The 12,140-nt window shown below is 57.1% G+C and carries 6 protein-coding genes, 3 tRNA genes and 3 pseudogenes; 4 read left to right on the top strand and 8 right to left on the bottom strand.

Annotated elements, in window-relative coordinates; translation table 11 throughout:
- Positions 1-73 precede the first annotated feature (73 nt).
- Positions 74-1,537: pseudogene (gene alaS / locus HEQ17_RS15980) on the bottom strand (alanine--tRNA ligase); the annotation flags it as partial.
- 339 nt (positions 1,538-1,876) lie between these two features.
- Positions 1,877-3,031: pseudogene (alaS, locus tag HEQ17_RS15985) on the bottom strand (alanine--tRNA ligase); the annotation flags it as partial.
- 207 nt (positions 3,032-3,238) lie between these two features.
- Here alaS (HEQ17_RS15985) and HEQ17_RS06850 point away from each other — a divergent pair.
- Positions 3,239-4,717 carry an NAD-dependent succinate-semialdehyde dehydrogenase gene (locus tag HEQ17_RS06850; RefSeq protein WP_296292040.1) on the top strand — a complete coding sequence of 493 codons (1,479 nt, stop codon included), beginning with the start codon at positions 3,239-3,241 and terminating at the stop codon, positions 4,715-4,717.
- Between the two features lie 58 nt (positions 4,718-4,775).
- Here the strand turns inward: HEQ17_RS06850 and HEQ17_RS06855 are convergent, their stop codons facing one another.
- Positions 4,776-5,771 carry a hypothetical protein gene (locus HEQ17_RS06855; RefSeq protein ID WP_296292041.1) on the bottom strand — a complete coding sequence of 332 codons (996 nt, stop codon included), beginning with the start codon at positions 5,769-5,771 and terminating at the stop codon, positions 4,776-4,778.
- Between the two features lie 92 nt (positions 5,772-5,863).
- On the opposite strand from HEQ17_RS06855, the pseudogene HEQ17_RS06860 reads away from it, so the two are divergent.
- Positions 5,864-7,087: pseudogene (locus HEQ17_RS06860) on the top strand (ISL3 family transposase).
- A 92-nt stretch (positions 7,088-7,179) separates the two neighbouring features.
- A tRNA-Gly gene (locus tag HEQ17_RS06865) sits at positions 7,180-7,253 on the top strand.
- 61 nt (positions 7,254-7,314) lie between these two features.
- On the opposite strand, the gene HEQ17_RS06870 is transcribed toward HEQ17_RS06865, so the two are convergent.
- Positions 7,315-7,956 (bottom strand): 3-oxoacid CoA-transferase subunit B, encoded by a 642-nt coding sequence (locus HEQ17_RS06870; protein WP_296292042.1) that lies wholly within the window; start codon positions 7,954-7,956, stop codon positions 7,315-7,317.
- Positions 7,957-7,989: 33 nt separating this feature from the next.
- Positions 7,990-8,697, bottom strand: a complete 708-nt coding sequence (locus HEQ17_RS06875; RefSeq protein WP_296292043.1) for a CoA transferase subunit A — start codon at positions 8,695-8,697, stop codon at positions 7,990-7,992.
- A gap of 77 nt (positions 8,698-8,774) precedes the next feature.
- On the opposite strand from HEQ17_RS06875, the gene HEQ17_RS06880 reads away from it, so the two are divergent.
- The gene (locus HEQ17_RS06880) at positions 8,775-9,344 is read left to right on the top strand and encodes a LuxR C-terminal-related transcriptional regulator (RefSeq protein WP_296292044.1); all 570 of its coding nucleotides are present in this window, start codon (positions 8,775-8,777) and stop codon (positions 9,342-9,344) included.
- A 55-nt stretch (positions 9,345-9,399) separates the two neighbouring features.
- Here HEQ17_RS06880 and HEQ17_RS06885 read toward each other — a convergent pair.
- From HEQ17_RS06885 to lon, 3 genes are all read right to left on the bottom strand, one after another.
- Positions 9,400-9,473 (bottom strand) — tRNA-Cys (locus tag HEQ17_RS06885).
- 50 nt (positions 9,474-9,523) lie between these two features.
- Positions 9,524-9,599, bottom strand: a tRNA-Gly gene (locus HEQ17_RS06890).
- Positions 9,600-9,695: 96 nt separating this feature from the next.
- Positions 9,696-12,119, bottom strand: coding sequence for an endopeptidase La (gene lon / locus HEQ17_RS06895; protein WP_296292045.1), 2,424 nt, complete (start codon positions 12,117-12,119; stop codon positions 9,696-9,698).
- Positions 12,120-12,140: the final 21 nt, after the last annotated feature.

Here is a 12,140-nt window from a genome sequence, read left to right on the forward strand (position 1 = left end):
GACAAGCCGGAGCCAATCCCTCGGCCCTGAGCCCAGGGCTGACGGGCGAGCAGTCACCGCAAACCAGCCTGCATCAAACCCTCTCAGCCACCCAGGCCCGCACACTGGCCAACGCTGCGGGCAAGGCCGCAGGGTTGGTGCCACCGGCCATGGCCATGTCGGGTTTGCCACCGCCTTTGCCACCCACTTGGCCTGCCACAAAACTGGCCAACTCACCGGCTTTGACTTTGCCCACGGTGTCGGCAGTCACGCCTGCGGCGATCTGCACTTTGTCGCCATCCACAGCCGTGAGCAAGACCACAGCGGTCTTGAGCTTGTCCTTGAGTTTGTCCACGGTGTCGCGCAAGGTCTTGGCGTCAGCGCCCTCCAGCTGAGCCACCAAGAGCTTGACGCCCTTGATGTCAATCGCTTGCGTCATCAGTTCGTCGCCCTGGGCCGAAGCCAGCTTGCCTTTTGCAGCGGCCAGTTCCTTCTCCAGCACTTTGACCTGGTCCAGCACCTGTGCAATGCGGGCGTTCAGCTCGGCTGGCTGGGCCTTGAGCGTGCCTGCGGCTTGCGTCACGGTATCTTCCAGCGACTGCAAATAAACCAAAGCATTGGCACCGGTCACGGCTTCGATGCGGCGCACGCCTGCGGCCACGCCGCCCTCGCTCACGATCTTGAACAGGCCAATGTCGCCCGTGGCTTTGACGTGGGTGCCGCCGCACAGCTCGCGGCTGGAGCCAATGTCGAGCACGCGCACGGTCTCGCCGTACTTCTCACCAAACAGCATCATCGCGCCGGTCTTTTGGGCGCTCTCGATGTCCATCACACGCGCTTGCGCGGCGGCGTTGGCCAAAATTTCGGCGTTGACTTGGGCTTCGATCAGGCGGATTTCGGCGTCGGTCACAGGCGCGTTGTGCGCAAAGTCAAAACGGGTGCGCTCGGCATTGACCAAGCTGCCCTTTTGCTGCACATGGCTGCCCAGCACTTCGCGCAGGGCTTTGTGCATCAGGTGGGTGGCGCTGTGGTTGCGCACGGTGGCAGCGCGCACAGCCAGGTCCACATGCGCTTGCACCGCATCGCCCACCTTCAGGCTGCCGGATTTCACTTCGCCGTGGTGGCCAAACACGTCGGCCTTGATCTTGAGGGTGTCGGCCACGTTGAACTGGCCGCCAGCGTTGTGGATCATGCCCTGGTCGCCCACCTGACCGCCGGACTCGGCGTAAAACGGGGTCGTGTCCAACACCACCACGCCTGCTTGACCAGATTTGAGCTCGCTCACTGCGTTGCCGTCGGCATACAAAGCCAATACTTTGGCGTTGGCCGTCAGATCTTCATAGCCCACAAAGTCGTTGCCCTCGCCCGAATAGTCGAGCGCCTTGTCCATCTTGAACTTGCCAGCGGCGCGGGCTTGGGCCTTTTGCTTGTCCATGGCGGTGGCAAAACCGGCTTCGTCCACAGTCCAACCGCGTTCACGACAGACATCTGCTGTTAAGTCGAGTGGAAATCCATAGGTGTCGTGCAGTTTGAACGCCTGCTCCCCAGGCAATACGCGATCACATTTTTCATATGCACGTCCTTTAATTGAAACGCCGTTTCGGGATGAAATTCCCCCAAATTCATCCTGAGAAATTGGTAAATTATTTCCCCAAAAAACAGCAATTGCGTCGCGAACATCAGGCGTCCGAGCTACGTCATTCGCAAAGCGTTCGATGTCCGTTACAGAAACACTTGCTGCATCAAAGAAGCGGACTAAGACATCCCCCTCAAGGTTTATGCGTCCGTCGAAGTGAAGTGATTCAGTAGAACCCACATCCACGAGGACATCAGTATGGATCGCATTGGTGGGTGACGATGACTCTAGGTCGTGTAGCACCGGGCGACGCTCATCCGTAGCTCGATCCAAAATTTTCATACCATTTTCGAGAGTCTCGAAGAAGCGCTCTTCCTCCACACGCAAAACGTCGGCAATGCGATCGGCCTGATCGGCCATGTTGGGATATGCCGCGCCCATGAGCTTGACCAAATCGGGCACCAGCTTGTGGAAGAACGGGGTCTTTTGGCCGAGCAGATAACCATGGCGAATGGCGCGGCGCACGATGCGGCGCTGCACGTAGCCACGGCCCTCGTTGCTCGGCACCACGCCGTCGCTCACCAAAAATGCGGTGGCACGGATGTGGTCGGCGATCACGCGCAGCGACTTGTTGTTCAGGTCGGTGCAACCTGTTTCACGCGATGCGGCCTTGATCAGCGCGTCAAAAATGTCGATCTCGTAATTGCTGTGAACGTGCTGCAAGATGGCGGCCAGTCGCTCCAGGCCCATTCCGGTGTCCACACAAGGCGCGGGCAGCGGCGTGACGGCACCGGTTTCGTCCATGTTGAACTGCATGAACACGTTGTTCCAGATTTCGATGAAACGGTCACCGTCTTCGTCGGGGCTGCCGGGTGGGCCGCCAGGAATGTGGGCGCCGTGGTCGTAAAAAATCTCGGAGCAAGGACCGCAAGGGCCCGTGTCGGCCATCATCCAGAAGTTGTCACTCTTGTATCGGCCATTTTTGTCACCGATGCGGATGATGCGGTTCTCGGCCTGGATGCGCTCAGGCGTCCAACCGGCTTTGACAAAAATGCCTTCCCAAATGCCATGGGCCTCATCGTCTTCCATGTAGACGGTGGCGTAGAGCTTGTCGGCAGGCAGCTTGTAGACTTGGGTCAACAGCTCCCAAGCCCATTCCAGCGACTCGCGCTTGAAGTAGTCACCAAACGACCAGTTGCCCAGCATCTCGAAGAAGGTGTGGTGGCGGGCGGTGTAACCCACGTTTTCCAGGTCGTTGTGCTTGCCACCGGCGCGCAGGCAGGCTTGCACCGAGGCAGCGCGGACATAAGAGCGCTTGTCCGAACCCAAAAACACGTCCTTGAACTGGACCATGCCCGAGTTGGTGAACATCAGGGTCGGGTCGTTGCCCGGCACCAAGGGGCTGGACGCCACCACGGTGTGGCCCTTGGACTCAAAAAAGTCCAAAAAGGTCTTGCGGATGTCGGAGACGGAAATGGAGGCTTGGCTCATGGTGGTTCAGGCTTTCAATGCAACCGGCCATTATAGATTTGAGGCAGGGCCAGTTTCTGGCTCGCACATGGCCAGCCGCCCTCTGGACATCGGGGTTTTGAGACTTTTGTGACAGACGGTGAAACGCACAAACGCTAAGCTTGCCCGTCAAACACAAAAAAGCACCTGCACTTGCAGCTTCTGGAGACCCCCATGGACATGAAGACATCCCCCCTCGCCCAACTCAACGACCCGAGCTTGCTCAAAACCGACGCCCTCATCAACGGCCAATGGGTCAAAGGCAGCGGCCGTTTTGCCGTGACCGACCCCGCCACCGGGGCCCATCTGGCGGATGTGGCCAATCTGGGCCCAGCGGAGGCCGAGCAAGCCATTGCCGCAGCCAACGCAGCATGGCCCGCCTGGAAAGCCAAAACCGCCAAAGAGCGCAGCATCATCTTGCGCAAGTGGTACGACCTGCTGATGGCCAACCAAGACGATTTGGGCCGCATCATGACCGCCGAGCAAGGCAAACCCCTGCCCGAGGCCAAAGGCGAAGTCGCTTACGGCGCGAGCTTTGTGGAGTGGTTCGCCGAAGAGGCCAAACGCGTCAACGGCGAGACCCTGCCCCAGTTCGACAACAACCGCCGCCTGCTGGTCTTGAAGCAGCCCATTGGTGTGTGCGCGGCCATCACGCCCTGGAACTTTCCACTGGCCATGATCACGCGCAAAGTCGCACCGGCCTTGGCCGCGGGCTGTCCCGTGATCATCAAACCGGCCGAGCTCACCCCACTGACGGCCCTTGCCGCAGCCGAGCTGGCCATCCGCGCGGGCATTCCCGCGGGCGTTCTGAACATGATCACAGCCGATGCCGACAACTCGATTGCCGTGGGCAAGGTGCTGTGCGCGAGCGACGTGGTGCGCCACATCAGCTTCACCGGCTCCACCGAAGTGGGCCGCATCTTGATGGCGCAGTCGGCCCCCACCGTCAAGAAGATGTCTCTGGAGTTGGGTGGCAACGCGCCCTTCATCGTGTTTGAAGACGCCGACATCGACAGCGCCGTTGAAGGCGCCTTCGCCAGCAAATACCGCAACGCCGGCCAGACCTGTGTTTGCTCCAACCGCATCTATGTGCAAGAGGCTGTCTACGAAGCGTTCGCCACCAAGTTCGCCGCCAAAGTCAAAACCGCCAAGGTGGGCAACGGCTTTGAAGACGGCGTGAACCAAGGCCCACTGATCGAGCCCGCCGCACTGGACAAGGTCGAGCGCCACGTGCAAGACGCCATCGCCAAAGGTGGCCGCGTGCTCACCGGTGGCAAGCGCTTGGGCGGCCAGTTTTTTGAGCCCACGGTGATCGCCGATGCCACGGCTGACATGGTCTGCGCCAAAGAAGAGACCTTCGGCCCCTTTGCGCCCATCTTCAAGTTCAAGACCGAGCAAGAAGCCATTGATGCGGCCAACAACACCGAGTTTGGCTTGGCCAGCTACTTTTACAGCCGCGATGTGGGCCGCATTTTCCGTGTGGCCGAAGCGCTGGAATACGGTATGGTGGGCATCAACGTGGGCATTTTGGCCACCGAGCATGTACCCTTTGGTGGCGTCAAGCAGTCAGGCTTGGGGCGTGAAGGCTCCCGCCATGGCATGGAAGACTATGTGGAAATCAAGTACCTCTGTGTGGGCGATATCTTGAAGTAAGCCACCCGAGGGGCATGCAGGCCAGGCCATTGCCCCTGGGCGCCTCGTCGCCTGGGAGTCAGGGCAAAGTGTCAGTCTTGAAAAAGGCACGAAATGGCACTTTGAACTCAAAGTCTTGCAGCAAGACACTATGGACCCAAGCCACGGAGTCCGCCCAAGCGGGCTCTGCTCGCACACTCCACTCCACAAATGGAGCCAAATAGGGTTTGTCAGCCCACAGCGCTGGACTGGCCACGAGCTGGTAGGCGGGAGAATTCGTCCAGACGTTGCCTGGCCACCAGCTCAGCCCCATGCATAAGGCAATCATGGACGGCAACAACCAAAATTTGCAACGCTGCAGCAGGGCGTCCAAGCGGGCCAAGCTCAAAACCAAAGCGATAAATCCTGCAAAAAACTGGCACAGGTTGAGCAAACCAAACAACAAAGAAGCACCGAGCACCACCGGTGTCATGACCGTCTTTCGGTAAGCGGCCGACAGTTGTTCGGGGGGGATTTGGGGTGCAAAAAAACCGCTGATCAATTGCGCTGCACCCGAATTCGAATCCAAATCATCCGGAGACAAACCCGCCACCGAAGATGCCCAAAGGGCACTCATGACCGGCCTGATGTCGGCTGGCGCAGGGCTTCCCAGCAAGATCTCTCCACGAAGCAAAATTCGGCCATTCAGCGCCTCTTGCGTACTCAGTTGGGAACGCCAACTCATCATCAGGTCTTGCTGATCCGCACGAGCGACGATGGCATCGACCAAGGCTTTTTGAAGGTGCCACATCGTAGTCAAACCCACCGTACAGCACAGCAGCAGCAAAACGATTCTGGACTTCACGAACCGATCGAGCCAGCGCATGAGCAACAAGGCCAGACCCAAACCCGAGACAAAACGCCCCCAAAGCTCAATGTCGTGCAGTTGGTCTGGGGTGGTGGTCTGCAGCAAGTCACCCGCCAACTCCAACAAGCGGTGGTTGAAAGACAACTCCAGCACCGCGTAGCAAGCCAGCACGGTCAAAAACCAAACTTGCAAATTGAGGGCTTGGTTTTGGACAACAGGTGAACGCATGGGCAGATTTTAACTTTGGTTCTTCATCAATTGCACTGTGATTTTCCCCTTGCTGCAGGACAATCCAGCGATTCACTATTTCCGACTTGAACATGAAAGATAACGCACTGTATGAGCATCTTCTCGGACTGAAGGCCCCATGGTCGGTCAAGAAGGTGGACCTGTCCTTGGCCGACCAGCGCGTGGTGGTTGAAGTGGTCTTGAAGAAAGGCTAGGTCTGGGGCGACCCCACCGATGCCACCAAGAGAGCGCACATCAATGGCTGGACCGAGCGCCAGTGGCGTCACCTGGACACCTGCCAGTTCGAGACCATCATTAAGGCGCGTATTCCCCAACTTAAGTTCAGTGACGGTACGGTCGAAGAACTGACGGTGCCATGGGCACAGCGCTACAGCCGTGTGACCACCTTGATGGCAGCCTTCGTTATCAAGCTGCTTGAGGCCTGTCCCACTACGCAAGCAGTCTGTACGCTGACCCGGTTGTCCTGGAGTACGGTCAATGCCATCATGGTCAGCGCCGTGGAGCGCGGCATGTTGCGACGTACGGAGCAAGAGATTACGTACCTTGGCATAGATGAGAAGAGCTCTGAGAAGGGCCACACCTACGCCAGCATCCTGACCGACATTGACCGCTCGCGCGTACTGGACTTGGTGCCTGAGAGGAAACTGGTGGCGGCCGTGAGCCTGTTGGAGACACTTACTCCAGCGCAACGCGCGTCGGTCAAGGCGGTGGCCATGGACATGTGGCCAGCGTACATGAGTGCAACCAGGCAATGCATGCCGCAGGCAGACATCGTGCATGACAAGTTCCACGTCTCCAAGTACCTCGGTGAGGCGGTGGATGCGGTCAGAAAGCAAGAGCACCGCAAGCTGTCCCAGACAGGTGACTCGCCTTTGAAGGGCAGCAAGTGGGCCTGGTTGAGGAAATACCCAGATGGTCGAAGTGCTGAGGCTGTTTCGTTTCGGGTCTTGAACCAGCTTAACTTGAAGACGAGCAGGGCCTGGCGCATCAAGGAGAACTTCGGCCAGTTCTGGAGCTACAGCTACAAGGGCGCTGCCAAAAGATTCTTCAAAGCCTGGTCGAGCAACGCGATGAGAAGCCGTCTGGCGCCTGTGAAGAAGGTCGTCAAGATGCTGCGCCGCCACGAGGAAGGACTGCTCAACTACAGTCAGCATGGAATTAGCAACGCCTGTGCAGAAGGCTTCAACAGTGCCATCCAACTGATCAAGGCCAATGCCCGAGGGTTTCGTAACTTCACCAATTACCGGGCGAGGATTTTGTTTCATTGTGGCAAGCTGAACTTGGCTATGGCTTGAATAATCACAGTGAATTCAACGAAGCTCCTTAACTTTTAGAACCCTTGAAGACGCGGGGGTGGTGGATGCTCAGCGATTAGAATCAAACCAATGCGGGTGTCGTTCAATGGTAGGACTCTTGCTTCCCAAGCAAATAACGAGGGTTCGATTCCCTTCACCCGCTCCAAACCTATATGTCAAGCAAAAGGCCCCTCTCGGGGCCTTTTGTCATATGCGGGCCTGATGGCTCAAAAGTGCAATTTCACACCCGTCTTGCTTTGCAGCAACTCAGGCGTCACGCCTGGGGCCAACTCAACCACTTTGAGACCCGCTTCGGTCACATCCATCACGGCAAGGTCCGTGATGATGCGGTCCACCACGCCCACGCCCGTCAAAGGCAAGGTGCAGTTGGGCAAAATCTTCATGTCTTCGGTGCCGTCTTTTTTCTTGGCCACGTGTTCCATCAAGATGATCACGCGCTTGACGCCTGCCACCAAGTCCATCGCGCCACCCATGCCTTTGACCATCTTGCCGGGGATCATCCAGTTGGCCAGATCGCCCTTTTCGCTCACCTGCATCGCGCCGAGGATCGACAGGTTGATCTTACCGCCACGGATCATGGCAAACGACAGCTCGCTGCCAAAGATCGACGAGCCTTTGATGGTGGTCACCGTCTGTTTGCCCGCGTTGATCAGGTCGGCATCGACTTCGTCTTCGATCGGGAAAGGGCCAATACCCAACATGCCGTTTTCGCTTTGCAGCCAGACTTCCTTGTCAGCCGGCACAAAGTTGGCCACCAGCGTGGGGATGCCAATGCCCAGGTTCACATAGAAACCGTCTTCCAGTTCATGGGCCGCACGGGCGGCCATTTGGTCTTGACTCCAGCTCATATCAGACTCCTGTTTTTTCTGTCACGGCGGGCTTCATACGCCCGCCTTTTCTGTAATGGTGCGTTTCTCAATGCGCTTTTCCGGTGTCGCGTTCAACACGATACGGTGCACATAAATGCCTGGCAGGTGAACGCTGTCGGGGTGCATCTCACCGGTCTCGACGATCTCTTCAACTTCGACCACGCAGATCTTGCCTGCCATGGCCACGGCAGGGTTGAAGTTGCGAGAGGTGTAGCGGAACTGCAGGTTACCGGACTTGTCGGCGCGGTGCGCCTTGACCAGAGACAGGTCGGGCACCAAAGAGCGCTCCATCACATAAGTCTCGCCGTCAAACTCGCGCAGCTCTTTGCCTTCGGCCACCAAGGTGCCCACACCGGTCTTGGTGAAGAAAGCGGGAATGCCCGCACCACCTGCACGCAGCTTCTCGGCCAGCGTGCCTTGGGGCGTGAACTCCAAAGCCAGCTCGCCTGCCAGGTACTGGCGCTCGAACTCCTTGTTTTCGCCCACGTAAGAAGAAATCATCTTCTTGATCTGACGGGTCTGAAGTAGCAGGCCCAGGCCAAAGTCGTCCACGCCCGCGTTGTTCGAAATCGCGGTCAAGTTCTGCACGCCACTGTCGCGCAGACCCGCAATGAGGGCTTCCGGGATGCCACACAGACCAAAACCGCCCACGCCAATGAGTTGCCCATCAGCCACGATGCCCTTCAAAGCCTCGGCTGCGGAAGGAAAAATCTTGTTCACACGAGTCTCCAATAGAGGTTGAAGTTGCTACGATACTACGTATTCAACTACGTAGTTTTTCGTAATGGTGAGCCCCGATGCCTCAACCCGCCAACGACGTCGATTACCGACTTGCCTTTGACTTGGCACCTATTGGCATGGTGCTTTCACGTAACCGATCCATGGTTGATTGCAATCAACGACTGTGCGAAATGTTTGGCACCACCCGAGAACAACTGATTGGGCAGAGTTTTAAGTTGCTTTACCCCAGTGCGGACGAGTACGAGCGCACGGGCCTGCGAATCGCCCCTATCCTGAACGCCAATGGGGTTTATGCGGACGACCGGGTGATGAAACGGGTGGATGGCCGATTCAAAGGGGAAACATTTTGGTGTCACGTCACTGGCCGTGCCCTGAATCGACAAGCCCCGCACGAGGCTGGCATCTGGACGTTCGAAGACCTGTCAGCGCGAAAACCTGTCAAAGCCGAACTCACGGCCCGCGAACGCGAAGTCGCAGCCCATCTGAGTAACGGATTGAGCAGTAAGGAAATCGGCAAAGCCCTGGGCATCAGCCACCGAACAGTGGAAATTCATCGGGTCAATTTGATGCGCAAATACCAGGCAACCGGAACCGCTGACCTGATCCAGAAGCTCATACGTGGCTAAGGCTCACCCAACAAAAATCCAGCCAGAAGCGGGACTTTTTTGGAGCGAAGAGATTTGGAGGCGCGACCCAGAGTCGAACTGGGCTCGACGGATTTGCAATCCGTTGCATAACCGCTTTGCTATCGCGCCGAAAAAAAAGGAAGGTGAAACTTCCTTTTAAAAAGAAACCCCACAAAAAGTGGAGCGGGAAACGAGGCTCGAACTCGCGACCTCAACCTTGGCAAGGTTGCGCTCTACCAACTGAGCTATTCCCGCCTTTCAGTGAACTTGGCGTTATCGACTTTATCCTCTGAATAGCTGCAAATTGTAACCCAATAATCGGGGCATTTCGCAGAGCGCCCGTTTTTTGCATCAATGTTTGATCGCCTCTGACTTGGTTGTTGGAGCGACAGATGGCAAAGCAGCGGCAGCAACTTCTTCTTCGCTCAGAGGGGTAGGCTTGGCTACCAGGGCGACATCGAGTACCTGGTCGATCCACTTGACGGGCACGATTTCCAGACCATTTTTGACATTCTCAGGAATGTCCTGCAAGTCCTTGACGTTGTCTTCGGGGATCAGCACGGTCTTGATGCCACCGCGCAATGCCGCCAGCAATTTTTCTTTAAGACCACCAATGGCCGTGACTTCACCGCGCAGCGTGATTTCACCAGTCATGGCGACATCGGCACGCACCGGAATGCCCGTCATGGCCGAAACCATGGCCGTGGTCATGGCAGCGCCTGCACTCGGGCCATCCTTGGGCGTGGCACCATCGGGCACGTGGATGTGAAGGTCTTTCTTCTCAAAGACCTCGTCCTTGATGCCCAAGAGGCGCGAGCGGCTGCGCACCACGGTACGTGCCGCCTCCACAGACTCTTTCATCACATCGCCCAGCGAACCGGTGCGGGTGATCACGCCTTTGCCGGGCATCAAGGCCGCTTCGATGGTCAGCAGATCTCCACCGACCTCCGTCCAGGCCAAGCCAACCACTTGGCCGATCTGGTTCTTTTGCTCAGCGCGTCCATAGGTGTATTTGCGGACACCCAAGAATTCACTCAGCTTATCCGCATTCACCACCACCTGAGGCTTCATTTGCTTGAGCAGCAAACCCTTGACCACTTTGCGACAAATTTTGCCCAATTCGCGTTCAAGAGATCGAACACCAGCCTCACGGGTGTAGTAACGCACCACATCTCGAACGGCTTCTTCGGTCACCTGCAACTCGGTATCTTTCACCCCGTTGTTGGTCATTTGCTTGGGCAGCAAATATTTCATGGCGATGCTGGTTTTTTCGTCTTCGGTGTAGCCGGACAAACGGATCACCTCCATCCGGTCCAGCAGGGCCGAGGGAATGTTCATCGAATTGGAGGTGGCCACGAACATCACATCGCTCAGGTCAAAGTCGACCTCGACGTAATGGTCACCGAAGGTGTGATTTTGCTCAGGATCCAGCACCTCCAGCAAAGCACTGGACGGGTCACCCCGAAAATCCGTGCCCAGCTTGTCGATCTCATCCAGCAAGAACAGCGGGTTCTTGGTGCCCACCTTGTTCAGGTTTTGCAGCACCTTGCCGGGCAAGGCGCCTATGTAGGTGCGGCGGTGACCACGAATTTCGGCCTCGTCACGCATGCCACCCAAAGCCATGCGCACGTATTTCCGCCCCGTGGCCTTGGCAATGGATTGGCCCAGCGAAGTCTTGCCCACGCCAGGTGGCCCCACCAGGCACAGAATGGGGGCCTTGACCTTGTCCACGCGTTGCTGCACAGCAAGGTATTCCAAGATACGGTCTTTGACCTTGTCCAGGCCGAAGTGGTCCTGATTAAGCACCTCTTCGGCGTTAGCCAGATCGTGCTTGAGCTTGGTTTTTTTGCCCCAGGGCAAGCCAATGAGCACGTCCAGGTAGTTGCGCACCACCGAGGCTTCGGCCGACATGGGCGACATGAGTTTGAGCTTTTTGAGCTCGCCTTCGGCTTTTTTGCGGGCCTCGACCGACATTTTGGCGGCCTTGATCTTCTTTTCGATTTCCTCGATGTCCGCACCCTCTTCGCCATCACCCAGCTCTTTCTGGATGGCCTTGACCTGCTCGTTCAGGTAGAAGTCGCGCTGGTTTTTTTCCATTTGGCGCTTGACGCGGCCACGGATGCGCTTGTCCACATTCAGAATGTCAACCTCATGCTCCAACTGAGCAAACAGGTTTTCCAAACGCGACTTGATGTTGGCCAAGTCCAGCACCTGTTGCTTGTTTTCCAACTTGAGCGGCAAGTGAGCTGCGATCGTGTCGGCCAGGCGTCCAGGATCATCGATGCTAGAAATCGAGGTCAGGATTTCCGGTGGGATTTTCTTGTTGAGTTTGACGTACTGATCAAACTGTTGCATGACCGCCCGTCGCAAGGCTTCAATTTCACTGCTGTCATCGGACTGCTCAGAAACAGGGTCAACAGGCGTAACCGAGGCAACAAAATGGGCTTCAGTGTCCACAATGGTCTTGACCATGGCACGTTGCTGACCTTCAACCAACACCTTCACTGTGCCATCAGGCAACTTCAGCATTTGCAAAATGGTCGAGACGCAACCCACATCAAACATGTCATCGACCGCAGGCTCATCCTTGGCTGCCGTTTTTTGGGCCACCAGCATGATCCGTCGCTCATCGGCCATGGCCGACTCCAGCGCCTTGATGCTCTTTGGGCGGCCCACAAACAGCGGAATCACCATGTGAGGGAAGACCACCACATCGCGCAACGGCAACATGGGCAGGTCGATCGGGGCGGAAGGCAAAGGTGTGTGTCCAGACATGGTGTTTCCCTCAGGTCAATT

This window comes from Limnohabitans sp. (assembly GCF_023910625.1).
Taxonomy (GTDB): domain Bacteria; phylum Pseudomonadota; class Gammaproteobacteria; order Burkholderiales; family Burkholderiaceae_C; genus Limnohabitans_A.